Source organism: Bradyrhizobium sp. SZCCHNR1053 (genome assembly GCF_032381235.1).
In the GTDB taxonomy this organism is placed as follows: domain Bacteria; phylum Pseudomonadota; class Alphaproteobacteria; order Rhizobiales; family Xanthobacteraceae; genus Bradyrhizobium.
The window spans coordinates 578,660-603,320 of record NZ_JAUHJM010000002.1 but is presented as its reverse complement, the minus strand read 5'-3'; the positions used below and the strand labels follow the sequence as shown (position 1 = coordinate 603,320).

The 24,661-nt window shown below is 65.3% G+C and carries 22 protein-coding genes; 16 read left to right on the top strand and 6 right to left on the bottom strand.

Annotated features, from left to right (window positions below):
- Positions 1-47: 47 nt before the first annotated feature.
- The 8 genes from QX051_RS07660 (at position 48) to QX051_RS07625 (ending at position 8,426) form a co-directional block, all read left to right on the top strand.
- Positions 48-692: an NAD(P)H-binding protein gene (locus QX051_RS07660; RefSeq protein ID WP_315775656.1), complete on the top strand. Its 645-nt coding sequence runs from the start codon at positions 48-50 to the stop codon at positions 690-692.
- Between the two features lie 331 nt (positions 693-1,023).
- Positions 1,024-1,917 carry a TRAP transporter substrate-binding protein gene (locus QX051_RS07655; RefSeq protein ID WP_315775655.1) on the top strand — a complete coding sequence of 298 codons (894 nt, stop codon included), beginning with the start codon at positions 1,024-1,026 and terminating at the stop codon, positions 1,915-1,917.
- A gap of 35 nt (positions 1,918-1,952) precedes the next feature.
- Positions 1,953-3,968 carry a HAMP domain-containing methyl-accepting chemotaxis protein gene (locus QX051_RS07650; RefSeq protein WP_315775858.1) on the top strand — a complete coding sequence of 672 codons (2,016 nt, stop codon included), beginning with the start codon at positions 1,953-1,955 and terminating at the stop codon, positions 3,966-3,968.
- A 59-nt stretch (positions 3,969-4,027) separates the two neighbouring features.
- A complete protein-coding gene (locus QX051_RS07645; RefSeq protein WP_315775654.1) occupies positions 4,028-4,720 on the top strand; it encodes an alpha/beta family hydrolase in 693 nt (230 codons plus the stop codon).
- 107 nt (positions 4,721-4,827) lie between these two features.
- Positions 4,828-5,310 carry a hypothetical protein gene (locus QX051_RS07640; RefSeq protein ID WP_315735090.1) on the top strand — a complete coding sequence of 161 codons (483 nt, stop codon included), beginning with the start codon at positions 4,828-4,830 and terminating at the stop codon, positions 5,308-5,310.
- A gap of 478 nt (positions 5,311-5,788) precedes the next feature.
- The gene (locus QX051_RS07635; protein WP_315775653.1) at positions 5,789-6,790 is read left to right on the top strand and encodes an ABC transporter substrate-binding protein; all 1,002 of its coding nucleotides are present in this window, start codon (positions 5,789-5,791) and stop codon (positions 6,788-6,790) included.
- A 42-nt stretch (positions 6,791-6,832) separates the two neighbouring features.
- On the top strand, positions 6,833-7,606 hold the full coding sequence (locus tag QX051_RS07630) for an ABC transporter ATP-binding protein (RefSeq protein WP_315775652.1): 774 nt from the start codon (positions 6,833-6,835) through the stop codon (positions 7,604-7,606).
- Positions 7,599-8,426, top strand: a complete 828-nt coding sequence (locus QX051_RS07625; RefSeq protein ID WP_315775651.1) for an ABC transporter permease — start codon at positions 7,599-7,601, stop codon at positions 8,424-8,426. The genes QX051_RS07630 and QX051_RS07625 overlap by 8 nt, the downstream gene beginning before the upstream one ends.
- A 9-nt stretch (positions 8,427-8,435) precedes the next feature.
- Here QX051_RS07625 and gtdA read toward each other — a convergent pair whose 3' ends face one another.
- A complete protein-coding gene (gtdA, locus tag QX051_RS07620) occupies positions 8,436-9,473 on the bottom strand; it encodes a gentisate 1,2-dioxygenase (protein WP_315775650.1) in 1,038 nt (345 codons plus the stop codon).
- A gap of 100 nt (positions 9,474-9,573) precedes the next feature.
- Here gtdA and maiA point away from each other — a divergent pair, with 100 nt between their 5' ends.
- Positions 9,574-10,206 carry a maleylacetoacetate isomerase gene (gene maiA / locus QX051_RS07615; RefSeq protein WP_315775857.1) on the top strand — a complete coding sequence of 211 codons (633 nt, stop codon included), beginning with the start codon at positions 9,574-9,576 and terminating at the stop codon, positions 10,204-10,206.
- Complete coding sequence (locus tag QX051_RS07610; RefSeq protein ID WP_315735076.1) at positions 10,196-10,705, top strand: MarR family transcriptional regulator; 510 nt, start codon at positions 10,196-10,198, stop codon at positions 10,703-10,705. Before maiA ends, QX051_RS07610 begins: the two co-directional genes overlap by 11 nt.
- Before the next feature lie 38 nt (positions 10,706-10,743).
- On the opposite strand, the gene QX051_RS07605 is transcribed toward QX051_RS07610, so the two are convergent.
- From QX051_RS07605 to QX051_RS07595, 3 genes are all read right to left on the bottom strand, one after another.
- A complete protein-coding gene (locus QX051_RS07605; protein ID WP_315775649.1) occupies positions 10,744-12,357 on the bottom strand; it encodes a benzoate-CoA ligase family protein in 1,614 nt (537 codons plus the stop codon).
- Positions 12,354-13,493, bottom strand: coding sequence for an FAD-dependent monooxygenase (locus QX051_RS07600; RefSeq protein ID WP_315775648.1), 1,140 nt, complete (start codon positions 13,491-13,493; stop codon positions 12,354-12,356). The genes QX051_RS07605 and QX051_RS07600 overlap by 4 nt, the downstream gene beginning before the upstream one ends.
- Positions 13,494-13,605: 112 nt before the next feature.
- Positions 13,606-14,559: a RimK-like protein gene (locus QX051_RS07595; RefSeq protein WP_315775647.1), complete on the bottom strand. Its 954-nt coding sequence runs from the start codon at positions 14,557-14,559 to the stop codon at positions 13,606-13,608.
- Between the two features lie 287 nt (positions 14,560-14,846).
- Here QX051_RS07595 and QX051_RS07590 point away from each other — a divergent pair, with 287 nt between their 5' ends.
- From QX051_RS07590 to QX051_RS07565, 6 genes are all read left to right on the top strand, one after another.
- A complete protein-coding gene (locus tag QX051_RS07590; protein ID WP_315735067.1) occupies positions 14,847-15,620 on the top strand; it encodes a ferredoxin--NADP reductase in 774 nt (257 codons plus the stop codon).
- 210 nt (positions 15,621-15,830) lie between these two features.
- Positions 15,831-17,396: an acyl-CoA synthetase gene (locus QX051_RS07585; RefSeq protein WP_315775646.1), complete on the top strand. Its 1,566-nt coding sequence runs from the start codon at positions 15,831-15,833 to the stop codon at positions 17,394-17,396.
- Between the two features lie 216 nt (positions 17,397-17,612).
- The gene (locus QX051_RS07580; RefSeq protein ID WP_315753907.1) at positions 17,613-19,238 is read left to right on the top strand and encodes an FMN-binding glutamate synthase family protein; all 1,626 of its coding nucleotides are present in this window, start codon (positions 17,613-17,615) and stop codon (positions 19,236-19,238) included.
- Between the two features lie 81 nt (positions 19,239-19,319).
- On the top strand, positions 19,320-20,006 hold the full coding sequence (locus QX051_RS07575; RefSeq protein ID WP_315735060.1) for an RNA polymerase sigma factor: 687 nt from the start codon (positions 19,320-19,322) through the stop codon (positions 20,004-20,006).
- A gap of 96 nt (positions 20,007-20,102) precedes the next feature.
- Positions 20,103-20,624: a DUF4142 domain-containing protein gene (locus QX051_RS07570; RefSeq protein WP_315775645.1), complete on the top strand. Its 522-nt coding sequence runs from the start codon at positions 20,103-20,105 to the stop codon at positions 20,622-20,624.
- Positions 20,625-20,633: 9 nt separating this feature from the next.
- The gene (locus tag QX051_RS07565; protein ID WP_315775644.1) at positions 20,634-20,951 is read left to right on the top strand and encodes a cupredoxin family copper-binding protein; all 318 of its coding nucleotides are present in this window, start codon (positions 20,634-20,636) and stop codon (positions 20,949-20,951) included.
- Positions 20,952-20,962: 11 nt separating this feature from the next.
- On the opposite strand, the gene QX051_RS07560 is transcribed toward QX051_RS07565, so the two are convergent.
- Together QX051_RS07560 and QX051_RS07555 are read right to left on the bottom strand one after the other, a co-directional pair.
- Positions 20,963-22,264 (bottom strand): nitrate/sulfonate/bicarbonate ABC transporter ATP-binding protein, encoded by a 1,302-nt coding sequence (locus QX051_RS07560; protein WP_315775643.1) that lies wholly within the window; start codon positions 22,262-22,264, stop codon positions 20,963-20,965.
- Between the two features lie 15 nt (positions 22,265-22,279).
- A complete protein-coding gene (locus QX051_RS07555; RefSeq protein ID WP_315775642.1) occupies positions 22,280-24,013 on the bottom strand; it encodes an ABC transporter permease subunit in 1,734 nt (577 codons plus the stop codon).
- Positions 24,014-24,661: the final 648 nt, after the last annotated feature.

The following is a 24,661-nucleotide window of genomic DNA, read 5'->3' as shown; positions in this document are numbered from 1 at the left end:
TGCGGTGATGCTTACCTTGCTCGGCGGGCCGCGAGTGGAGACCGAGCATGATGAACCGGACCGTGATCATTGCCGGCGCGACCGGGCTGGTGGGACGGGAGCTTCTTCGCGGCCTGCTTGCCGACCCGACCGTGGATCGCGTGCATGTCGTCGGCCGCCGCGCGCCGCCTGACCATTCGCCCAAGCTGACGGCGCATGTCGTGGATTTCACCGCGCTGCCGTCCCTGCCGCCGGCCGACGAGCTCTATCTGGCACTCGGGACCACGATCAAGGTGGCCGGGAGCCAGGCCGCCTTCCGCGCCATCGATCACGACGCCAACCTCGCCGTCGCCAAGGCCGCGCTCGCGAGCGGCACGAGACGCGTTGGTCTGGTCAGCGCGATGGGCGCCGACAGCAGCTCGCCCGTCTTCTATAGCCGGGTGAAAGGCGAGCTCGAGGACGATCTGACCGCGCTGCCCTTTGAGGGCCTGGTGATCGCGCGGCCTTCGCTGCTGGTCGGCCCGCGGGCGGAGCTCGGACAGCCGAGTCGTCCGGGCGAGGAATGGGGCAACAGGCTGAACAGCATCATCGGCTTCCTGATTCCGGCGAACTACAAGCCCATCGCGGCGGCGGACGTCGCCAATGCACTGCTGATGGCTGTTCCTACGGTTGCCGGCACGCGAGTGATGCTGTCAGGGGCCATGCGCCGATGATCGAGCCTGCCGCTCTTGCGTAGCGGCTTGGTCTCGCCATTTTCGATAAATCGAAATCAAGTATCGCGCCGCGCCTCAGGCTTTGGATCGACAGGTGAACTCGGCGGTCTCCGTAGTTTTACGGCCGTATCGCACGTGACTATCAGGGAGTGAATGGCTGAAGCGGGCAAGACGGGAATCGCCTCTTAACATCTTAACCATATCTCGCTGGTAGTTGTGCATCGAGGAAAAACGAACCCGGTGTTTCATGCGCAGACAGCTGCTTGAAGTTTGTTTCTTGGCATCGGTGGGAACCCTGCTCGGAACCCAAGCGGCGACGGCGTCTCCGCGAATGGTGTCGCTGGTCTTCAACTCGCAGATTCAGAACCCGCAGCAGATCGGGTCGGACGAATTTCGCGTGAAGCTGCAGGCGTTGGCCGGCAAGCGGCTCATCATTGATGAGCGTGCGGGCAACGCATTCGGCAGCGAGGCGGCGGTGCTGGCTGCAACCCGGAGCGGCGCGGTGGACGTGGCCGTGGTGTCCGGCGGCATCGCCAGCGCGGTGGTCCCCGAGCTTGGCGTCTTCGACATCCCGTTCCTGTTCCGTGACACCGCGCATGCCAAGGCGGTTGCGCAAGGGCCGGTCGCCGCCGCGATCGGCGCCAAGTTCGCCGACAAGGGACTGGTGCTGCTGGCGCTGGGCAAGCAGGGCTTTCGCAATCTCACCAACTCGAAGCGCCCGGTCCGTACCGTCGATGACGTCAAGGGACTCAGGATCCGCGTGATCCCCAATCCGGTCTACCAGATGACCTTCAAGGCGCTCGGTGCCGACGTGATGCCGATGGATTTTCCGCTGGTCTATGCCGCGCTCAAGGACGGTCGTCTGGACGGTCAGGAAAATCCGGTCGCCACCATCGCGGCCAATCGCTTCGACGAGGTGCAGAAATATCTGACGCTCACCGGCCATTTCTTCGCGCCGATCGCCTTCGTCGCCAACCGCGCGATGTTCGACCATCTCGATGCGGCGGACCGTGACGCGCTGGTTGCCGCCGCCAAGGCGGCTGCGGAGGTCACTTGGCAGGCCCAGCTCGATGCGCAGAAGCTCGATGAGCTGCGCAAGGGCGGCATGGAGGTGATCGAGACGTTCGATCGCAAGACCTTCGTCGATGCGGTCAGGCCGCTCGATCCCGACTTCGAGAAGCGCTTCGGCAAGGAGCTGCTCGCCACTATCAGGTCCACTCCGTGAAACAGCCGGGCAAATCGATGAAATTGTCTTCTCTGATGTCTTGGATCGGTGTCCGCCCGCGAATCTTCGGCGGCTTTGCCTTGATCCTGAGCTTCCTGGTGTTGCTCGGCGGCTTCGCCATGATCCAGGTCGGGCGCATCGGCGGCACCGTGGACGAACTCGTCACCAGCGCGGCCGGGGACGCCGGCATGTCGCAGGTGCGTGCCGCGCTGCTCGGTGCCAACGGCGCGGTCGAGAGATTCATCCGCACCTGGAACGTCGGTGACAAGGATGCGGCCAGCAAGGCCATCGACGCCGTCGGCGGTCTCGCCGATCAGGTCGAGAAGCAGTCCGGCGGGCTGAAGGTGCTGGCTGACGGCGTGGGGCCGGTACGGAACGCGCTGGCGGCCTATCGCTCGTCGTTCGCTGCCGCGGCGGAGGCCGTGGACCGCCTGCGGGCGGCGACGACCAAGACCGAAGCATTGGGCGCCGTTGCCGGAATCAACATGGGCGGTATCCAGGTTGCCCTTGCCAATCGCGCGGGCAGCGAGCCGTTGATGAATCCGTTGCGTCTGGCCAGCGTCGTCGACGCGGTCCGTATCGCGGTGATGCGCTATACCAACACGTTGTCGAATGGCGATGCCGACGACGCCAGGCTCACCTTCGTCTATGCGAAGCTCGCGATTGCCGATACGGAGGCCGAGATCGCGGGTGTCGATGATGCCAAGCTGAAGGCGCTGGTTGCTGCGCTGAAAGAGGCTCTCACGGCGGATGCGGCTGCGCTCGAGGAGGTGATCAAGGTGGCCACTGACCTGCGCGCCAAGCAGGCGGAGCTCGCCAAGGCGAGCGCCTCGATCGATACCCAGGTCAGCCGGATCAACCAGCAGCTCGGTGCGGCGCGCGCAGAGCAGGCCGCGAGGACCGGCGTCGCGGTCGAAGATACCAAGCAGACCATCATCGTGACGGCAGCCGCAGCCGTGATATTCGGAGCGGTGCTGGCCTGGCTGATCGGCGCCAGCGTGTCGACCCCGATCCGCGGCATGACGGACCGCATGCAGTCGCTGGCGGCTGGCGAATTGGACCAGCCGATTCCCGGCGGCGAGCAGCGCGACGAGATCGGCCGGATGGCGCGCGCTGTGGAGATTTTCCGTGACAATGCGCTTGCTGTACGCCGCATGGAGCAGGAGGCCGCGGCACAGCGTGAGGCTGCGGAGGCCGAGCGCGCCCGCATGATGTCCGATCTGGCTGGTCGATTCGAGCAGGGTATGCAGGGCGTCATCACCGGCGTCGGCGGGCGTGCGACCGAGATGGGCGAAAGCGCCAGCGAGCTTGCACGCGTCGCAGAACGCGGCCGTGGCCTTGCGGAAGCGGTCGCCAGCCGGGCCGAGCAGGCGTCCGTCAATGTGCAGACGGTGGCCTCGGCGACCCAGGAGCTCGCGGCCTCAATCAGGGAGATCTCCTCCCAGGTCCAGCGTTCGGTCACGGTGTCGACCCGGGCGACGCACGAGACCCAGCGGACATCCGAGCTGATCGACGGGCTCTCCAGCGCGGCGGAGAGGATCGGCACCATCGTGCAGCTGATCCAGGCGATCGCGAGCCAGACCAACCTGCTGGCGCTCAACGCCACCATCGAGGCGGCGCGCGCCGGCGAGGCCGGCCGTGGATTTGCGATCGTCGCGAGCGAGGTGAAGAACCTCGCCTCGCAGACCGCGCAGGCGACGGAGCAGATCTCGAGCCAGATCGCGACCATCCAGAGCGCGACGCAGGAGACGGTCGGCGCGATTGCCCAGTTCGGCACGACCGTGCGGGAGATTGCCGAGATCTCCAATGCGATCGCCGCCGCGGTGGAGCAGCAGGGGGCCGCGACCAGCGAGATCGCCCGCAACGTCGAGCAGGCGGCCAGCGGCACGGCGGCGGTCACGCAGGAGATCGGCGACGTGCGTAACGTGGCCGGGCAGACCGATGCCGGCGCTGAAGCTGCGCTGGCGGCTGCCGCCGCGCTGCAGCAGCAGGCCGCTTCGCTGAAGAGCAATGTCGCCGACTTCCTGCAGACGATCCGGACCGCGGCCTGAGCTGCCGTGTCGGTGGCGACTGGAGTTGACCCAAGGGATGCAGGCTCACACTCTGCGGCATGACCGAGCACCAGCCGCGTTCCCTCACACTTCCCATCGACGGCGCGGGCGTCGTGTCCGCGCTGGTCATGTCTCCGCCGCGGGCGCGCGCCTGCTTTGTGTTCGCCCATGGCGCGGGCGCCGGCATGACCCACGTCTTCATGAACCAAGCGGCCGCAAGCCTTGCCGCGCGCGGCATCGCGACGCTGCGCTTTCAGTTTCCCTACATGGAGAAAGGCAGCAAGCGCCCTGATCCGCCCGCACTCGCCCAGGCCACGGTGCGGGCTGCCGTGGCGGAGGCCGCGCGGCTCTGTCCGGGGCTGCCGCTCGTCGCGGGCGGCAAGTCGTTCGGAGCGCGCATGACGTCGCAGGCGCAGAGTGCAGCGCCGCTGCCAGGCGTGACCGGGCTCGCCTTTCTCGGCTTTCCGCTTCACCCCGCCGGGAAGCCCTCCATCGCGCGCGCCGATCATCTCGCTCCGATCGAGGTCCCGATGCTGTTCCTGCAGGGGACGCGCGACAAGCTGGCGGAGATGGAGCTGCTCGCGCCCGTCGTGAAGCGGCTGGGACCGCGCGCGACCGTGCATTGGATCGATCAGGCCGACCACGCCTTCCACGTGCCTGCGCGCTCCGGCCGGAATGATCAGGCCGTCATGGAGGACCTGACGGAGGCGTTTGCGGCGTGGCTGGAGACTCTGGAAGCGCGTGCCGGCTGACGCGCCGAGCGCCTCTTTCGGAGAAAATGGCATGAGAACAAAAATAGAACTTTCCCGTCACCAGAGGTTGAGGCATAGTCATATTGAAAGGGAGGGAGGGGAGTTCGATGAGGTCGGCAGTGTTGGCGGTGTCGGTGTGCGCGCTCGGCGTGCTGATGCTCTCTGCAGCTCCGTCGCGCGCCGATGCCAGGCTCACCGGCATGGTGGTCGTGAAGGGGACTTGCCAGAAGCTCATCGTCGCGGGAGAGGATCGCAGCTCCGAATGCAAGGGCGCGCTGCTCAATACCGACTATGACGATCAGCGCACCGGCTTCTACTTCACCTTGCTCGACGGCAGCGTGGTCACGTTCTCGAACCGCGGCGATCTGCAGGAGCAACCCGGACCGGACAAGTTCGTCACGCCGGTCGATATGATGATCATTGGCCAAAGTCGGAAGACGATCAACAAGGTGACGGCGAAGGGGCAATGCCGTCACGGCAATCCCTTCAAGGGACCCGACCTGATCGAATGCACGGCCGACAGCGAGATCGGCCGCTTTGAAGGGCTATTTCTGTCCAATGGCGAGAAGCCAGTGATGCAGACTTTCTGAGGCCGTCACCCCTGTGCGCAAGCAGGATGAGCCAGCAGGAGAGCTCGTCGCTGCGTCGCCGGTCGTCACTCGCCACCGTACGGTCCACGCGGCAAATCCGGCCTGCTCGGCAATATCCACTTTGTCAGAGGATCGCGATGAGAAAGACAGCTTCATCCGTTTGGCCGCTGGCCCTCGGCGTGGCGAGCCTGCCGGCCAAGTCGGTCCGTGCAGAGGATGGATTGAAGGGGATCGAGACGTTTCACGGCGCCTGCAAGAAGCTCACGGTCGCGGAAGGACCGGACCGCCGACTGCAAGGGCGTTTAGCTCAACACGCGTTACCGTGATGGACGAGCCGGCTTGGAGCAAGACGCCCGTCCTCTGAGGCTGCGATCTCCCGACTCCCGAAAATTTGGCGCGACATCAGGCTCGAAATATTGCAACAAGTCGGCGTCGTCGTTGGGCCGGGTGTGCAGGTCGCCAGATATTGGAGAGTGTGATGTTCCGATGCGTTGGCTTCGTCCTGGGGCTGCTCTGGAGCCTCGTATCGATCAGCACCGCGCTGGCCGACGATACCAAGCTCCGGATCGGCGTTCTCCGGCTGTCCTCGTCCGCGCCGGTGTTCATCGCGTTGGACAAGGGCTACTTCCGCGAAGCTGGCCTGGACGTCGAGCTGAAGTTTTTCGATGCAGCGCAACCGATCGCCGTGGCGACGGCCACCGGCGACGTCGATGTCGGGGTGACCGCCTTCACCGCAGGACTGTATAACCTCGCAGGCAAGGGCGCGTTGAAGATCATCGCCGGCATGAGCCGTGACCGCCCCGGGTTTCCGCTGATCGGCTACTTCGCCAGCAACAAGGCTTACGAGGCAGGTCTCAAGGCGCCGAAGGATATTGCCGGCAAGCGCGTGGCGATGACCCAGGTCGGGTCGAGCTTTCACTATTCGGTGGGACTGCTGGCCGACAAATACGGCTTCAAGCTCGCCGACGTGAAGATCGTGCCGCTGCAATCGATGTCCAACATGTCGGCGGCAATCAAGGGTGAGACCGTCGACGCGGCGCTGATGCCGGTTTCCGTCGCACGCAAGCTGATGGAGGAGGGCGCCGTCAAGCATCTCGGCTGGGTCGGCGACGAGACGCCGTGGCAGGTCAGCGGCGTGTTCGCGGGGCCGAAAACCTTGGCCAACACCGTGCTGGTCGGCAAGCTGCTGACGTCGCTTCAGCGCGCCGAGCGCGAGTATCATGATGTCGTGCTCGCCTCGGTCAAGGACGGCACTGCCGCGATCGACGGCAAGACCAGGCCATTGCTGGAAATCATCGGCAAGTATACGAACCTACCGGTCGAGCAGGTGGTCGGCAATTGCGCCTATATCGATCCTGACGGCAAGCTCGATGTGAAGAACATCGACAGCCAGATCAAATGGCTGCAGGCGCAGGGGTTCGCGGACCAGGGCTATGATGCGGCCGCGATCATCGCCAAAGACCTTGTGAAGCCGGATTGATGAAGGCGGGCGCAGCGCGGAACTGCAGCGGGATCGCCTGACATGGACCTGATCGCCGAGACCATCAGCCATCGTTTCGACGCGCTCGAAGTGCTCGATGGCGTATCATTCACCGTCGGAGCCGGCGAGGTGGTCGCCGTCGTTGGGCCGTCCGGCTGCGGCAAGAGTACGCTGCTGGCGATCCTCGGAGGGTTGTTGCCGCCGAGCAAGGGACAGGCGCTGCTGCGCGGAGCCCCGCCGCCCGGCAGCCTCAATCCCCTGACGTTCGTGTTCCAGGACTTCGCGCTGCTGCCGTGGGCAAGCGTCGCCGACAATGTTGCCTTTCCGCTCCTCCATACATCTCTGTCGGCGCAGCAGCGCGCCGCCGCCGTCGACGATGCGTTGCAGCGGACCGGGCTGGCAGACTTCCGGACCGTCTATCCCAAGCAGTTGTCGGGCGGCATGCGCCAGCGGGTCGGCATTGCCCGGGCGCTGGCGGTCCGCCCGGCGATCCTGCTGATGGATGAGCCGTTGTCGGCGCTCGACTCGCAGACCCGCGAGCTGCTGATGGAGGACTTCGTCGATCTGCTCGCCGACGGCACCATGGGCGCGGTCTATGTTACGCATAATCTCGAGGAGGCGGTGCGGCTCGCCGACCGCATCGTCGTGCTGTCGCGTCGTCCTGGCCGCATCCGGAAGGTCGTCAGCGTCCCGGCGACGCGGCGCAGCCGCGGCGATGCCGGAGTACGCGCGCAACTGCTGGACCTGCAGAACGAGCTCTGGGGGCTGATCCGGACCGAGGCAATCGATGCCGAGCGCGAGGTTCAGAATGCTTGAGCGCTCCCCGGCCGAACCGCCTGAGGTGGTCGGCACGCAGGCCCGGAAGGTGCCGTTCCGGGGCGGCGGCTTCACGCCGGCCGCAAACCGCTGGGCCGGCTGGCTCGCGCTCGCGGCGGCTCTCGGTCTGTGGCAACTGATCGGCAGCTTCGCCCTGGTCAATCCCTTGTTCCTGCCGACGCCGCTGATGATCCTGCGTGCCCTGTATCGATTGGCCGAAAGTGGCGCGCTCTGGCAGCATGTCTCGGCATCGTTCGTGCGCATCGTATCCGGCTGGGCGCTCGGCACCGCCACCGGCATCGTCGTCGGCTTCTCGATCGGCCTGTGGCGCATTGCGCGCAGCATCGGCATCACTTTCGTCTCTGCGCTGTTTCCGATTCCGAAGATCGCCGTGCTGCCGCTGCTGATTCTTTGGCTCGGCATCGGCGAGCAGCCGAAGATCGCGACGATCGCGCTCGGCGTGTTCTTCTCGACCACGATCTCGGTCTATAGCGGCGTCGATGCGGTGCCGCGCAACCTGATCCGCATGGCGCAGAGCTTCGACGTGCCGTTCCCGACCATCGTCCGCCGCGTGATCTGGCCCGGGGCGCTGCCGTCGATCCTCGCCGGTTTCCGCATCACCGCGTCGGTGGCGCTGATGCTGGTGGTCTCGGCGGAGATGATCGGCGCCGAGACCGGCATCGGCACCCTCGTACTGCAGGCCGGCAATCTGATGCAGACCGATCAGCTGATGGCGGGGATCCTGATCCTGTCGCTGTTCGGTCTCGCCGTCGGCCGGCTGATCAGCATGCTGGAAGCGCGGCTCCTGCGCTGGCGCTGATTGGCCTCGTCAGGCGTTGCCGCGATCCTCGCGGAACAGGTCGAGCTTCTCCTGCACCGGGCGATCCGAGAACGAGAACAGCACGGCATCCTCGTCCGGCTCATGGCTGACCCATTGCCAGCTCGGAACGACGAACAGATCGCGCGGTCCCCATTCGAAGGTCTGGTCGCCGATGCGGCTGCGGCCCTTGCCTTCGATCGCGGTGAACACGGTCGCGTCGGTCGAGCGATAGCGCGCAGTCTTGAAGCCCTTCGGCAGCAGCTGGATGAAGGTGCCGATCGTCGGCATGGCGAAGTCGCCGGTCTCTGGATTGGAGAACTTCAGCTTCAGCCCGTGGCACGCATCCCATTCCTCGCTTCGCTTGGCGCTCTCCAGCGCCTCGCGCGTGTAGGAATAGGGATAGTTGAAGATCGGCGACGTCCGCGATCTGCGCTTGGCGTCGACCGGCAGCAGGTTGTGGCCATAGCGGGCGAAGCTGTCGCCTGAGGGGCGTGCGACCTTCTGCTGATCCTCTTGCGACCCTTGTGCGAAGGAGGCGTCGAGGAACTGCACCAGGGGAATGTCGAGGCCATCGAGCCAGAACATCGGCTCGGAGGTCTCGTTGCCGTGATCGTGCCAGGTCATCGACGGCGTGATGATGAAGTCGCCCGGCTTCATCAGGGTGCGCTCGCCCTCGACGGTCGTGAAGGCTCCCTTGCCTTCCAGCACGAAGCGCAATGCGGACTGGCTGTGCCGATGGGCGGGTGCGACGTCGCCGGGGATCACCATCTGAATGCCGGCATAGAGCGAGGTGGTGATCTTGGACTGCCCACGCAGGCCCGGATTCTCCAGGATCAGGACCCGCCGCTCGGCCTCCTTCGCCGTGATCAGACGCCCGGCCTCGACCATGTAGTCGCGTATCGCCGCGAACTGCCAAAGATGCGGACGGCAGGCGCTCTTCGGCTCGGGAGTGATGAGATCGCTCATCACGGTCCACAGCGCCGTCATGTTTTCGCCGTCGATCTTCTTGTAGAACGCCTCGCGTTCCGGGGTCGAAACTGCGGCCATGCGCGCCTCCCGATCAGATGTCGTTATTGATTGACAGTATACTGTCAATCCCGCTACCGTCAATTGCGACCAGAGCTATCAATTCGGGAGGACTGCCATGATGAAGCTGCACGGCTATTTCCGCAGCAGCGCATCCTATCGCGTGAGGATCGCGCTCAATCTCAAGGGTCTCACGGCCGAGCATCTGCCGCATCATCTCCGCAAGGGCGAGCAGCGCGCGCCCGACTATCTCGCGCTCAACCCGCAGGGCTTCGTCCCGACCCTCGAGGACGACAGCGGCGCCGCGTTGATCCAGTCGCTTGCGATCATCGAATGGCTCGATGAGGCCCATCCCGAGCCGCCGCTGCTGCCGAAGGATCCGTTGCGCCGCGCCCAGGTCCGTGCCTTCGCGCAGGTGCTCGCCTGCGACACCCATCCGGTGCAGAACCTGAAGGTGCTGGCGCGGCTGCGTGAGCTCGGCCTGCCCGAGGACAAGGTCACGGCTTGGGCCGGCTGGGCCAACCGCGAGGGGCTCGCTGCGTGCGAAGCGCTGATCAGGCATGAGCCTGGCCCATTCTGCTTCGGCGCGACGCCAACCTTGGCCGATCTCTGCCTGGTGCCGCAGCTTGGCAATGCACGCCGCTTCGGCGTCGATGTCGCAGCGTTCCCGCGCCTGCTGCAGGCCGAAGCCGCGGCGAAGGCGTTGCCGGCTTTCGCCGATGCTGCTCCGGAGCGTCAGCCCGATGCCGAGTAGGCCGCCCGACATCACGATGGACGCAGTCTACACCAAGCCGGGCTATCTGTTCCGGCGGATGCAGCAGATTGCGGTGTCGATCTTCGTCGAGGAGTGCCGGGAGTTCGACCTGACGCCGGTGCAATATGCAGCGCTGGTCGCGATCCAGACGCACCCGGGCATCGATGCCACCAGGTTGTCGGCGGTGATCGCCTTCGACCGTTCGACGCTCGGCAGCGTGATCGAGCGGCTGGAGAGCAAGGGTCATATCGAGCGCAGGCCGTCGGCCGAGGATAAGCGCGTCAAGCTGCTTTATCTGACCAGGACAGGTGGCGCGCTGCTCCGAGCGATCATGCCTGCGGTCGATCGCGCCCAGGCCCGCATGCTGGCGCCGCTGAAGGCCGCGGATCGCAAGATGCTGATGGCGTTGCTGGCGCAGCTCGTCGATCTCAACAACGAGGTCTCGCGGGTGCCGCTGCGTGCCGAGGATGCGCTTGAGCATCTCGGCAAGACCGGCTGATCGCGGAAGTCCGCGGTTGTCGGGCGGAAGGCATAGGCTCACAGCCGCATCACCGCCTGACGGTCGATCTTGCCGGTGCCCGTTTTCGGTAATTCGTCGATGAAGACGATCTCACGCGGATATTTGTAAGGCAGCAGCTTCGCCTTTACGTAGTCCTGCAGCGCCTTCGTCATTGCCGACGCGTCGCGCGATCGGCCATTGGTCACCACCACGGCCTTCAGGCTCATCCGCCGATCCGATAGCTCATGCGCGAACACGGCGCATTCCCTGATATCGGGATGCTCGGCGAGGCAGAGCTCGACCTCGAGCGGATAGACCCATTGGCCCGAGATCTTGACCAGGTCGTCGGCGCGGCCGCGGAAGAAATGGAAGTCGTCGGCATCGCGCACGAAACGGTCGCCGGTGTAGATCCAGCCGCCGTCGCGGATCGTCTCCGCGGTCTTGTCCGGACGGTTCCAGTAGAGCGGCGTGTTGGAGTCGCCGCGTACCCAGAGAATGCCCTCTTCGCCGGTGGCGACCTCGCGTCCTTCGCCGTCGCGCAGCGCGATCTCGTAGCCGGGAACGCGCAGTCCGGCGGCGCCGAGCTTCTTGCGGTCCTCGCGGTTCGAGAGATAGACGTGAAGAACCTCGGTCGAGCCGAGACCTTCGACGATCTCCAACCCGGTCAGACTCTTCCAGCCGTTGAAGACGTCTGCCGAGAGCACCTCGGCCGCGGAGACCGCGAGCCGCAATGACGAGAAGTCCGCCTCCTTCGCACCCTCAGCCTTGGTGAGCGCGGTGTAGAGCGTCGGCAGGCCGAAGAACACGGTCGGACGGAAGCGGCTGATCGCATCGAAGATGGCGGCGGGCTTCGGCTGGCCCGGCAGCAGCAGCGTCGTCGCTCCGGCCGAGAATGGAAAGGTGATCGCATTTCCGAAGCCGTAGGCGAAGAAGATCTTGGGCACCGAGAAGCAGACGTCGTCCGGCTTCAGCCGCAGCACGTTGCGGGCGAACGCCTGCTCGCTATAGGCCATGTCGTGCTGCAGATGGACGATGCCCTTGGGACGTCCGGTCGAGCCGGACGAATACATCCAGAACGCCATCTCATCGCGGTGCGTGTCGGCCTCTGGCAGCTGATCGGTGAAGCCTGGCAGCCACGCATCGACCGCGACCGTCGTTGCGGCGGCGGTAGCCGGCGCCTCGCCATTGACGACGACCAGCGTGCGCAGCGCGGTCTCGGCGCAGGCCTGCGCGTCGAATCGTGCGGCAAACTCGGCATCGGCGACCGCGACCTTGGCGCCGGAATCAGCGAGATAGAATTGCAGCAGATCCGGCGGTGTCAGTGTGTTGATCAGCAGCGGCACGAAGCCGGCGCGTACCGCGCCGAAGAACGCCGCCGGATAGGCCGGCGTATCGTCGAGGAACAGCAGGACACGGTCGCCGCGGCTGAGCCCGAGCGCGGTGAAGCCGTTGCCCCAACGGCAGGCGTCGGCGCACAGCTCGGCATAGCTGCGCGGACCGGCCGGGCCGATCAGCGCGGGCTTGTTCGCGTTGCCCTTGGCGAGATTGTCGAACAGCACGTGGCCGGCATTGTAGCGGGCGGGAATCGCGAAGCCGATCTCGCGCGCGCCGGCGCTGTCGCGCGGAACGTGGTCGGCGATCTCTCGCGTCATACGCGTGCTCCCGTGTTCCGAGATGCCTCGTAGCGGGCCATGAACTGCGGGGCCATGGCTCGCAGCCGCGTGTCGTCGATGCGGCCGGACCGGGTGATATAGCTGTAGGCAAATTCCATCAGGCCGAGCGTCATGTGCGCCGGGAAGGACTCATACCACTCGGCGCTGGTCCGGGCCGCCGCCACCAGCTTCTTCACGATCGGCTGCCGCTCGGCCTGATAGCGGGCGAGGCCGTCCGAGAGGCTGGTCTCCGCATCGAGCGCCTTGGCGAGCGCGATCGCATCCTCGATCGCCAGCCGCGTCCCGGAGCCGATCGAGAAGTGGGCGGTATGCAGCGCGTCGCCGATCAACACCATGTTCCGGTGCCACCAGTGCTCATTCCAGACCCAGGGAAAATTGCGCCATACCGATCGGTTGGAGACCAGCGCGTGGCCATCGAGCGTGGCGGCGAACACCTGCTCGCAGACGCGCCGGGATTCATCGACCGACATCTCGGCGAAGCCATAGGCGTGCCACGTGGCGCGATCGCATTCCACAAGGAACGTGCTCATGTCCGGCGCATAGCGATAATGGTGCGCGTTGAAGCTGCCGCGGTCGGTCGCGACGAAGGTCTGCGACAGCGTGGCAAAGGTCTTCGACGTGCCGTACCAGGCGAACTTGTTGCTGGAGTAGGAGACGGAGAAGCCGAAATCGCCTTCGAAGCTGCGGCGAACCAGCGAGTTCAGTCCGTCGGCAGCGACGATGAGGTCGTAGCCTGCGAGCTGATCCAGCGACTGGATGATCGTGCCGTAACGGGCCACGACGCCGACGCTTTCGGCGCGCGCCTGCAGCAGCTTCAAGAGTTCGAGCCGGCCGATCGCAGAGAAGCCGACGCCGTCGGTCTCGACGTTCTCGCCACGCAGATTGAGCGTGATGTTGCGCCAGCTCTCCATGTGCGGCGCGATCGCGTCCACGGTGTCGGGATCGTCGGCACGCAGGAATTCGAGCGCCTGATCGGAGAACACGACGCCAAAGCCCCAGGTCGCCCCGGCCGGGTTCTGCTCGAACAGATCGACCACGGCGGCGGGGTGCCGCTTCTTCCAGAGATAGGCGAAATACAGCCCGCCAGGGCCGCCGCCGAGCACGGCGATGCGCAAGGGCGTCCTCCACATTGACAGTATACTGTTTAGTTTGGATCGGAGACTAATCCCTCATTTCGATCGAGGCCAGGGAAATCTTATTGCTGAAGATCGAGCCGGCGGCCGCAGGTCACCCCGACGGGCTTCTGCCAAAGATCGCGTCGAGTGCGGCGATATAGGTGCTTTCGACCAGCTCCGGCGCATGCCGGCCGAGCGCCTCCATCTTCACGCCCGAATTGATTTCGAGCACCTGCCAGCGCCCATCGGCCAGCACGAGGTCGACCGATGCGTAGCGGATGCCGATGACGCGTGCCGCCGCGGTCGCGAGCGCGGCACAGAGGTCCCGCTGCGCGCCTGGTTCGAGCAGCTCGGGGTGAGTTCCGAATTCGAGATTGTGCCGCCAGCTCAGCAGGCGCTGCTCGCCGCGCGGCACGATCGCGCGCAAGGCCGACGCGTCGAATTCCGCATCGAGGCGCCGCAGGAGCTGTGCGTGCCCCGTGGCCGGAGTCGCCGACAGCGCGAGATCGAGCAGCGGCTGCACGCCGTCGCCGGTCACGGTGGGGCGCTGCTTGCGGTAGACGATCATGGACGCGTCATCGAGCTGCACGACACGGACTTCGTCAACGATGTCCATGAGCGGTGCGATCGCAACGTTCGCGCCGGTCCCGAAGATGCGGTTCGCTGCGCGCAGCAGGTCATCCTTTCCCGTGACGCGGACCACCATCCGTCCAGAGGTACCCTCGTTGGGCTTGACCACCAGCCCGCGCGGATACGTTTCCAGCAGCGCCAGCGCGGCCTCGGCCGTCTGCCCGGGCTGGCCGCTAAGGGCCGGAGCAAGAAAGAACGCGTGTGGAACCGCGGCAATCCCGTCGGCTCTCAGCAGCGCCGAGGTCGCCGCTTTGTCACAGGCCAGTCTGTGCGCCACCGCACTGTTCAGGCCGAGATCATAGCCGAAGATCAGGTGACGCCGGTTGGCATCCTCGAGCACCAGCAGCCAGCCGTCCTCCCGCACGTCGAGCGCGATGCCTCGTTCGACGCAGTAGCGGGTGATGGCGGCGAGCTGGGTCTGCGGATGGTTAATCATTGCTCAAGGATTGGGCCAGGATGCGGAATTAAAGTGCTGGAAAATTGGAATCTCGGCAAGTAAATTACCCTTATCGTTTGTGTACGAACGAACGGCCGATCGAGGCGAATCCGGGCATCAGCCGGCATGCATTTGATCGTGATCAATGGTGCGTCCATGCGGGTTGATTATTCGCTGTTTTCACGTACATCAGGCGCCGAAATCGCTGGATCTATAGGGTTTTTGCGGTCCTGCCTCCGTCACGACTTGTTTCTTCCAACTTCAGCCCACGTGAAAAAACAAACGACATGAGCGCGTTCTATAAAGAGAAAGTTCTTTCCGTTCACCACTGGACGGACACCCTGTTCTCCTTCCGAGCCACCCGCGATGCGGGCTTCCGCTTCCAAAATGGTCAGTTCGCGATGATCGGCCTCGAGGTCGAGGGCCGCCCGCTGCTGCGTGCCTACAGCATGGCCAGCGCCAATCACGAGGAGGAACTGGAGTTCTTCAGCATCAAGGTGCAGGACGGCCCGCTGACCTCCCGGCTGCAGCAGATCAAGGAAGGCGACACCATCCTGGTCGGCCGCAAGGCGACCGGCACGCTGATCCCCGACAATTTGCTGCCCGGCAGCCGGCTGCTGCTGCTGTCGACCGGCACCGGCCTTGCCCCGTTCGCCAGCCTGATCAAGGACCCCGACGTCTACGAGCGGTTCGAGAGCATCGTGCTGGTCCATGGCTGCCGCCAGGTCGCCGAGCTCGCCTATGGCGAGAGCGTCGTCGCGAAGCTGCGCGAGGATGAGCTGTTCGGGCCGCTGCTCGACGGCAAGCTGCAGTATTATCCGACCGTCACCCGCGAGCCGTTCCGTAACCGCGGCCGCATCACCGACCTGATCTCGTCGCAGCAGCTCTTCAACGATATCGGCCAGCATGAGCTCGACATCGCCAAGGACCGCATCATGATGTGCGGCAGCCCGGCGATGCTGGAGGAGCTCAAGACCATGTTCGAGTCGCGAGGCTTCCTCGAAGGCAGCGGCAACCAGCCCGGACACTTCGTGATCGAGAAGGCCTTCGTCGAGCGCTGAGCCGCCGACCCTTCGTTTGCGACTTTTCTGAAAGAGCGCCTCGACGCAATCGGGGCGCTCTTTTCGTTGGCAATATCCTCCTTGCGCGCGTCCGAGCGGCCGTGCGATTTTCGGCGCCAAGACCGGGCCTTCAGACGTCCGGCGCGAAACAGGGAGGGGACTTGGATTGCCCGCGTGGCGGCCATCCCCGTGATGACAGAGGGGATGAGCATGGATTCCATCGTACGGCGACAGACGCTCGGTGATCTCCTGCGGCGGAGCGCGGCGCGGACACCGACCAAGACGGCCGTGATCTGCGGCGAGATCAGCTGGACCTACGCCGAGTTCAACGCCATCGTCGACCGCCTCGCGGCCGGCCTCGCCGCCCAGGGGGTCGGCAAGGGCGAGCGCGTCGCGATCCTCGCGCGCAACTCGCATGCCTTTGCCGCCCTGCGCTTCGCGCTGGCGCGGCTCGGCGCCGTGCTGGTGCCGATCAACTTCATGCTGAAGCCGGAGGAGGTCGCCTACATCCTCAAGCACGCCGGGGCGCGGCTGCTCGCGACCGACAGCGGCTTCGCCGGCGTGGCGCGCGCCGCCAAGGCACTGGTGCCGGCGGTCGAGCAGCTGATCTGGCTGCCGTCGGAAGGTCCGAGCGAGCGGCAGAGTGACATGATCGATTTTGCCGAGCTTGCGGCTTCGACGGCGCAGGTGCCCGCGGTCGAGATTGCAGGCGGCGATGTGGCGCAGATCGTCTACACCTCGGGCACGGAGTCGCTGCCGAAGGGCGCAATGCTGACCCATGATGCCGTGATCTGGCAGTATGTCAGCTGCATCGTCGACGCCGGCATCGCGGCCGAGGACGTCACCTTGCACGCGCTGCCGCTCTATCATTGCGCCCAGCTCGACGTGTTCTTCGGTCCCTCGATCTATGTCGGCGCCACCAACATCATCACGGCGTTTCCGACGCCCGACGATCTGCTGCCGCTGATCGCCAAATATCGCATCACCTCGTTCTTCGCGCCGCCGACGGTATGGATCTCGATCCTGCGCTCGCCGCTGTTCGAGACCACGGATGTGTCGACCTTGCGCAAAGGCTATTACGGCGCGTCGATCATGCCGGTCGAGGTGCTGCGCGAGCTGGCGCAGCGGTTGCCGAAGGTCCGGCTGTGGAATCTCTACGGCCAGACCGAGATCGCGCCGCTGGCGACGATGCTCGGACCGGAGGATCAACTGCGCAAGCCGGGGTCTTGCGGCCGCGCCGTGCTCAACGTCGAGACGCGGGTCGTCGATGACGACATGAACGACGTCGCGCCAGGCGAGGTCGGCGAGGTCGTGCATCGCTCGCCGCATCTGATGCTCGGCTATTTCCACGACGATGAGCGCACCACCGCCGCCTTCCAGGGCGACTGGTTTCACTCCGGCGATCTCGCGACCATCGACGAGGAGGGCTACATCACCATCGTCGATCGCAAGAAGGACATGATTAAGACTGGTGGTGAGAACGTCGCCAGCCGCGAGGTCGAGGAGGCGCTCTATTTGATCCCCGAAGTGTCCGAGGTCGCCGTCGTCGGCCTGCCGCATCCGCGCTGGGTCGAGGCCGTGGTGGCGATGGTCGTGGTCAAGTCCGGCTGCGAGCTGACCGAGGAGGCGGTGCTGAAGCAGGCCTCGAGCCGTCTCGCCACCTTCAAGACGCCGAAGAGGATCGTGTTCGTCGATGCGCTGCCCAAGAACCCCAGCGGCAAGCTGCTGAAGCGGCAGCTGCGCGAGGCGCATTCGGGGTTGTTCGCGCAGGGGTAAGCGGCTGCCGTCTTCGAACAGTGCATATCGGCGCCGGGAGTCTCGGAGGCCGGCCCGGCGCTGCGGCTCGATCTCGCAGCGCGGCTGTCGACAGAAGGCGGCTATCGACGTTGTGATATCATCGATGGCCGATTGCGCGCGCTTGTGTAACGATTGCTTCGCGATACGCGTAGTATGGTGACACCAGACCTTCCACGAGCCGCTTCGAGGCCTCCCATGGATACGCTGCTGCTCCCGTTTTCGCCGCGCTTCATCGTGCTGACGATCTGCGCCACGGCGACCGCCCTGTTGCTGATCCTTGGTATCTACGACCGCAAAATCTTCGATCTCGTCCTCATCCCGCTCTTGATCTTCGGCGCGCTGACCTTGCTCGGCGTCCGCGATCTCATGCAGAAGAGCCACGCGGTGTTGCGCAACTACCCGATCGCGGCGCATCTGCGTTTCCTGCTCGAGGAGATGCGGCCGGAGATGCGGCAGTATTTCTTCGAGAGCGAGAAGGACGGCATGCCGTTCTCGCGCGACACCCGTGCGGTGGTCTATCAGCGCGCCAAGATGGTGCTCGACAAGCGCCCGTTCGGCACCCAGGAGGATGTCTACCGCGAGGGCTATGAATGGATGCACCATTCGATGTCGCCCAAGCCGCGTGCGGAGGAAAAATATCGCATCTCCATCGGCGGCCCCGATTGTGCAAAGCCCTATTCGGCCTCGGTGTTCAACATCTCGGCCATGAGTTTCGGGGCGCTGAGCCCGAATGCGGTGCGCGCGCTCAACGGTGGCGCCAAGCGCGGCGGCTTCGCGCACGACACCGGCGAGGGCGGCTTCAGCCCGTACCATGCCGAGATGGGCGGCGACATCATCTGGGAGATCGGCTCCGGCTATTTCGGCTGCCGCCGCCATGACGGCACGTTCGACGCCGACGCATTCGCGCGGGTCGCAGCCACCGAGCAGATCAAGATGGTCGAGCTCAAGATCAGCCAGGGCGCCAAGCCCGGTCACGGCGGCGTGCTGCCGGCGGCGAAGGTGTCCGAGGAGATCTCCAAGATCCGTGGCGTCGCGATGGGCGAGGACTGCATCTCGCCGGCGGCGCACCGCGCGTTCTCGACGCCTGTTGGCATGATGCAGTTCATCGGCGAGATGCGGCGGCTGTCGGGCGGCAAGCCGGCCGGCTTCAAGCTGTGCATCGGCCATCCCTGGGAATTCCTGGCGATCTGCAAGGCGATGCTGGAGACCGGCATCTATCCCGACTTCATCGTGGTCGACGGCAATGAAGGCGGCACGGGTGCTGCGCCGCTCGAGTTCATGGACCATTTGGGCATGCCGATGCGCGAGGGCGTCAACTTCGTGCATAACGCGCTGGTCGGGATGAACATCCGCGACCGGATCAAGATCGGCGCCGCCGGCAAGATCGCCACCGCCTTCGACATGGCCCGCGCAATGTCGATTGGGGCCGACTGGTGCAACTCGGCGCGCGGGTTCATGTTCGCGCTCGGCTGCATCCAGTCCTTGAGCTGTCACACCGACCGCTGTCCGACCGGCGTTGCGACGCAGGATCCGACGCGCGCCCGCGCGCTGGTCGTTCCGCACAAGATCGATCGCGTCTACAACTATCATCATGCGACCCTGCATGCGCTGGCCGAGCTGCTCGCTGCCGCCGGCCTGGAACATCCGCAGGACCTGCGTCCCATCCACTTCTCACAGCGGACGTCGACCACCGAGGTCTCCTCCTTCGCAAAACTCTATCCGGCGCTGCGGCCGGGTGAGCTGCTCGAGGGTACGCAGGACATCCGCTTCCGTGATGCCTGGGCGCTGGCGCGGCCTGATACGTTCGCGGCGGTGCAGTGAAGCGCCTCGCGCAATCTTTTTTAGGAACCTCCGGGCTCGAATTCGATCTAAGCCATGCGTGCTCAGTTGGGATGATCGACAATGCCTTGGACCATAGCGACCACAGTCTCTGCGGCGACGACCGCCGAGGATGACCTGATCCGACGGGCAAAAGCCCGCGACGAGGCGGCCATTCGGGCCATCCTGCAGGCCAACAACCGCCGCCTGTTCCGGATCGCCCGCGGCATCCTGCGCAACGACAGCGAGGCGGAGGACGTCGTGCAGGAAACCTATGTCCGCGCACTCACCCATCTGGACGAGTTTCGCGGCCAGTCCAGCCTGTCGACGTGGCTGGTTCGCATCGCGATGAACGAAGCGATGGGGCGGCTGCGCGGACAGCGACCGGCATTGCAACTGGATGCGGAGCGAGAGAATAAACCTGGGGCCGAGGTGATCCAATTTCCCGCCACGTCGAGCGATCCGGAGAAGTCTGTGGCGCAGCGCCAGATCCAGGCCGTCGTCGAGCGGGCCATCGATGAACTGTCCGAGCCGTTTCGCCTCGTGTTCATCGCCCGCGTGATCGAGGAGATGAGCATCGACGAGACCGCGGACTTGCTGGGGTTGAAGCCCGAGACCGTCAAGACGCGCCTGCATCGCGCCCGCGGCATGTTGCGCGAGAACGTCGAAAAAGAGATCGGCCCCGTCCTTATGGACGCGTTTCCCTTCGCTGGCGCGCGTTGCGAGCGGCTGACGGATGCCGTGCTTGAGCGTCTGGCACGTCCGAGCTGAAGATTCTTGGGAACGTCGGCTCCCGTTTTTCATCCAATCCCTGTGCAGCCATTCATCCGCCGGCCACGAGGTCCGGCGGCACAGGAGATGAGAGCCATGTTCAAGCATATCGGCACGACGGTCGTCGTGCTCTGCCTCACGAGCAGTGTCGCGCTGTCGCAGGGCGCCAAGCTCAACGATCCGCAGATCGCCCATATCGCCTACACGGCCGGTGAAATCGACATCAAGGCGGCGAAGCAGGCCTTGGACAAGTCCAGCAGCAAGGAGGTCAAGGAGTTCGCCCAAGGCATGGTGCGCGACCACGAGGCGGTCAACAAACAGGCCCTCGCGCTCGTCAAGAAGCTGAAGGTCACGCCGGAGGACAACGACACCAGCCGCGCGCTGTCGAAGCAGGCGAGCGAGAAGCTCGACGAACTCGGCAAACTCAAGGGCGCCGCGTTCGACAAGGCCTACATCGCCAACGAGGTCGTCTACCACAAGACGGTGAATGGCGCGCTGGAAACGCAGCTCATTCCATCGGCGAGCAATTCCGAGCTGAAGGAGCTGCTGCAGACCGGCCTCAAGCTGTTTCAGGGGCACGAGCAGCACGCCGAGCACGTCGCGGCGGACCTGAAGTAGGATCAGCCGATGCTGTCGGGACGTCTCGCCTTCCTGAGTGTGGTCGTGCTTGCCGCGGTGAGCGTTCCGGCGCGCGCGGCCACGATCCGGATTACGATAGACAAGCTCGCGTTTTCGCCGGCCGTGGTTTCGGCCAGGGTCGGCGACACCGTCGAATGGGTCAACAAGGATGCGCTGGCTCATACGGCCACGGCGCGGGATGGCGCCTTCGATGTCACTTTGCCGCCGAGCAAGACGGTGAGCTCGGTCCTCAAGAAGGCGGGCACGGTCGACTACTACTGCCGCTTTCACCCGAACATGAAAGCGACCCTCACGATCGCGCCGTGACGCCGTTGGCCTCAATGCGGGTTCTCCAGGCTGAAGGTTTCGGACTGCTCGTCATAGGCGAACAGCTCGGCATAGCGGCCCCATGACACGATGGTGTGCAGCGTCTCGTCGGCATAGTGCTCGGACATGTAGTCCTCGAGCTCGATGCGGAAGCGCGCCGCTGGTGCTGCGTGCGCGGGGCGGTCGTCGAGCACGCGGCGGATCAGCCCCATCAGCGGCACGTTCTCCATCAAATGCTGCGCGAACAGCTTCTTGCGTTCGTCGGTATCGAGATGGGCGAACCGCCGTCCGGCCTCGGTCAAGGTCAGATCGCCTTCGCTGAGCTGGGCGAAGCGCAAGAGCTGCAGCGCCTCGGCCAACGGAAAGATCTCGTCGACCTCGAGCTGCAGATGGCCCGCCAGCACCGGCAGGTCGGCATGCCCATTATAGGGTTCGCCGGCAAGCGTCTCGACCAGGCCGGAGATCGAGTTCGAGGACACGTGGCTCAGCACCATGCCGACGCCGGCGCTCGCGGTGCTCGGCAGCTTCGGCTCGGGCCGCTGCGTCATGCGCGCGTAGAGGCTGTCGACCAATTGGCGGAACGCCGCATCGAGCCGGTTGCGCGGATGCGGCAGGTCGACCTTGAACTCGGCGGCGACGCGGCCGGGATTGGAGGAGAACACCAGGATGCGGTCGCACATCAGCACCGCCTCCTCGATGTTGTGCGTTACCATCAGCACCGATTTGATCGGCAGCCGGCCGTCGGTCCAGAGATCGATGAGGTCGGTACGGAGTGTTTCGGCGGTCAGCACGTCCAGCGCCGAGAACGGCTCGTCCATCAGCAGGAGGTCGGGATGCACCACCAGCGCGCGGGCGAAGCCGACGCGCTGGCGCATGCCGCCCGACAGCTCCTTGGGAAAAGCGGATTCGAAGCCGTCGAGGCCGATCAGATCGATCGCCGCGAGCGCGCGCTTGCGCCGCTCAGCGGCCTCGATGCCGAGCGCCTCCAGGCCGAGCTCGACGTTCTGCAGCACGGTGAGCCAGGGAAACAGCGCGAACGACTGAAACACCATGGCGACGCCGCGCGGGGGGCCGGCGATGATCTCGCCGCGGCAGCGCGCTTCGCCGGAGGAGGGTGACACCAGGCCGGCGATGATCCGCAGCAAGGTCGATTTGCCGGAGCCGGAGCGTCCGAGCAGGCCGACGATCTCGCCGGCGCGGATCGTGAGGTCGACCTTCTCGAGCACCACGAGATCCTCGCCGCTGCCCTTCGGAAACAGCCGGCTCACGCTCTTGATCTCGATCAGCGATGTGTCTTTGACCTGGTCGCGCATGACAAATTCTCCCGGTCAGCCGAGCCGCAGCCGGCGTTCGCCGAAGGCGTAGAGCGGCCGCCACAGCAGCCGGTTGAACAGAGTGACGAGAATGCACATCACGGCAATGCCGAGCACGACGCGGGGGAAGTCACCACGCTCCGTGGCCGCGGCGATGTAGGCGCCGAGGCCGCTCGCGGTGAGATGGGTATCGCCCCAACTCGCGACCTCGGCGACAATCGCCGCGTTCCACGAGCCGCCGGAGGCGGTGATGGCGCCGGTGATGTAGTAGGGGAAGACGCCGGGCAGCACGACCTTGAACCACCAGCGCCAGCCGGTCAGCTGCAGGTTCGCGGCGGCCTCGCGCAGGTCGGTCGGGAAGGCGCTGGCGCCGGCGATGACGTTGAACAGGATGTACCATTGCGTGCCCAGGATCATCAGCGGGCTCAGCCAGACATTGGCGTCGAGGCCGTAGCGCACGATCAGCACGACGAACACCGGGAAGGCGAGGTTGGCCGGGAATGCGGCGAGGAATTGCGCCAGCGGCTGCATCCGTTCGGCGAGCTTCGGCCGCAGCCCGATCCAGACGCCGACGGGGACCCAGATCAGCGACGCCAGCGCGATCAGCACCACCACCCGCACCAGCGTGATCAGGCCGTAGCCGATCGCGCTGAGGACATCGGACGGTGCCAAGGTCGCCGAGAGATAGAGGGTGGTCTTCCAACCGGCATAGGCGCAGCCGAGGACGACCACTGCAAGCCAGAGACCGTCGACGAGCTGCGAGGGCGGCGCATGGCGGACAGGGCCGCTCCAGGCGTTCGGCCAGTTGATCCGCAGGTTCGAGAAGGTGCGGTTCAGCGCGGCGAAAGGCACGGACAGCCTGCGCAGTGCGCGGGTGCGCCGGAACAGATCGAGCATCCAGGAGGTCGGCGGATTGCCGGAGGCGGTCTGCTCGAAGCGGAACTTGTCGGCCCAGGCCACGATCGGACGGAATAGCAGCTGGTCATAGGCGGTGATGACGAGCAGCATCGTCAGCAGCGCGGCGGCAATTGCCGTGAGATCCTTCTGCTGGATTGCGAGTGCGACGTAGGAGCCGATGCCCGGCAGGGTAACCGTGGTGTTGCCGACGGTGATCGCCTCCGACGCCACGACGAAGAACCAGCCGCCGGACATCGACATCATCGCATTCCAGATCAGGCCGGGCATCGCGAAGGGCACGTCGAGCCGCCAGAAGCGCTGCCAGCCGGAGAGGTGGAAGCTGCGCGTCGCGTCCTCCAGATCCTTCGGCACGTTGCGCATCGACTGGTACATGCTGAAGGTCATGTTCCAGGCCTGGCTGGTGAAGATCGCGAACACGCAGGCGAGCTCGGCGCCCAGCACCTTGCCGGGGAACAGGTTCATGAAGAACACGACGGTGAACGTCAGGAAGCCCAAGATCGGCACCGACTGCAGGATGTCGAGCAGCGGGATCAGCACGATCTCGGCGCGCCGGCTCTTGGCGGCGAGCGCCGCATAGACGAAGGTGAAGACGAGCGAGCACACGATCGCGAGCAGCATGCGCAAGGTGGTGCGCAGCGCGTAGAGCGGCAGGTTGGACGGATCGAGCGAGACCGGCGCCGTGTCCAGCGCCGACAGCGGCAGCGTGGTTTGCTCGCCGCCATAGACGATCAGCACCATGGCGCCGACCACGATGATCAGCGCGACCACGTCCCAGACGTTGGGACGGACGGCGTCGCGCAGCACGGTGGTCCGGAGGTCCTGAAGCATCATCGCGTGTCTCGTCTCGTCGTCCGCAGCCCTCGGTCATGGCTGCGGACGTGTCCTCGTCGTGGCGCTGGGGCTGGCTCGCGCTGGCAGGGCTGCCGGCCGAATCCGCACCCTAGGTGCGCTGTGTGATGATTTGATTTCAAGTGGCGGCCGGGAATCCGGCCTCTCGGTCCGGCCTATCAAAGGATACGCAGGCCGCGTCTTCACGTTCCCGCGACATCGGCTGTCCGGGGTATGCCTGATCGTTGGCCCTCGGAAGATGTGAGGGCGCAGGGAAGGCCGGACCCCGACTGAGGCCCGTGGCCCGCCTGCGGAAAAAGTGCAGGCGGCAGGTACCAAGGTTCAGCCGGACGACCCGGCCCTCCCTGCGCGATCGGTTTTAACGGCTTATACGTGATCTCCCCGGTGCGCCGGCTTTCTGGCCACCGTGGCGACAACGCGCGCATCACGCGCGCTGCCGCGGACCTCAGCGTCGGGAGGTCAGGACCACACGATTTCGCCGTCCGCGACGACAGCGCTCGTCCAGCGCCGCCGTCACGTCCATCGCATTGCCGGTCCAACGTTCGTGACGACGCGCGTACGCCCCTCATCAGGACCGGAATGGGAGGAGCATAGGACAGGAATTATGATTTTCGGAAGCTGTTTATTTTT

Bases quoted from the DNA above. Each gene is read 5' to 3' on its own strand.
- QX051_RS07635 (WP_315775653.1), top strand. From the start codon at position 5,789: ATGTTCCGATGCGTTGGCTTCGTCCTGGGGCTGCTCTGGAGCCTCGTA.
- QX051_RS07595 (WP_315775647.1), bottom strand. From the start codon at position 14,559: ATGATTAACCATCCGCAGACCCAGCTCGCCGCCATCACCCGCTACTGC.
- QX051_RS07625 (WP_315775651.1), top strand. From the start codon at position 7,599: ATGCTTGAGCGCTCCCCGGCCGAACCGCCTGAGGTGGTCGGCACGCAG.
- QX051_RS07555 (WP_315775642.1), bottom strand. From the start codon at position 24,013: ATGATGCTTCAGGACCTCCGGACCACCGTGCTGCGCGACGCCGTCCGT.
- QX051_RS07565 (WP_315775644.1), top strand. From the start codon at position 20,634: ATGCTGTCGGGACGTCTCGCCTTCCTGAGTGTGGTCGTGCTTGCCGCG.
- QX051_RS07630 (WP_315775652.1), top strand. From the start codon at position 6,833: ATGGACCTGATCGCCGAGACCATCAGCCATCGTTTCGACGCGCTCGAA.
- QX051_RS07640 (WP_315735090.1), top strand. From the start codon at position 4,828: ATGAGGTCGGCAGTGTTGGCGGTGTCGGTGTGCGCGCTCGGCGTGCTG.
- QX051_RS07655 (WP_315775655.1), top strand. From the start codon at position 1,024: ATGGTGTCGCTGGTCTTCAACTCGCAGATTCAGAACCCGCAGCAGATC.
- maiA (WP_315775857.1), top strand. From the start codon at position 9,574: ATGAAGCTGCACGGCTATTTCCGCAGCAGCGCATCCTATCGCGTGAGG.
- gtdA (WP_315775650.1), bottom strand. From the start codon at position 9,473: ATGGCCGCAGTTTCGACCCCGGAACGCGAGGCGTTCTACAAGAAGATC.
- QX051_RS07605 (WP_315775649.1), bottom strand. From the start codon at position 12,357: ATGACGCGAGAGATCGCCGACCACGTTCCGCGCGACAGCGCCGGCGCG.
- QX051_RS07570 (WP_315775645.1), top strand. From the start codon at position 20,103: ATGTTCAAGCATATCGGCACGACGGTCGTCGTGCTCTGCCTCACGAGC.
- QX051_RS07575 (WP_315735060.1), top strand. From the start codon at position 19,320: ATGCCTTGGACCATAGCGACCACAGTCTCTGCGGCGACGACCGCCGAG.
- QX051_RS07660 (WP_315775656.1), top strand. From the start codon at position 48: ATGATGAACCGGACCGTGATCATTGCCGGCGCGACCGGGCTGGTGGGA.
- QX051_RS07650 (WP_315775858.1), top strand. From the start codon at position 1,953: ATGTCTTGGATCGGTGTCCGCCCGCGAATCTTCGGCGGCTTTGCCTTG.
- QX051_RS07585 (WP_315775646.1), top strand. From the start codon at position 15,831: ATGGATTCCATCGTACGGCGACAGACGCTCGGTGATCTCCTGCGGCGG.
- QX051_RS07560 (WP_315775643.1), bottom strand. From the start codon at position 22,264: ATGCGCGACCAGGTCAAAGACACATCGCTGATCGAGATCAAGAGCGTG.
- QX051_RS07645 (WP_315775654.1), top strand. From the start codon at position 4,028: ATGACCGAGCACCAGCCGCGTTCCCTCACACTTCCCATCGACGGCGCG.
- QX051_RS07590 (WP_315735067.1), top strand. From the start codon at position 14,847: ATGAGCGCGTTCTATAAAGAGAAAGTTCTTTCCGTTCACCACTGGACG.
- QX051_RS07580 (WP_315753907.1), top strand. From the start codon at position 17,613: ATGGATACGCTGCTGCTCCCGTTTTCGCCGCGCTTCATCGTGCTGACG.
- QX051_RS07610 (WP_315735076.1), top strand. From the start codon at position 10,196: ATGCCGAGTAGGCCGCCCGACATCACGATGGACGCAGTCTACACCAAG.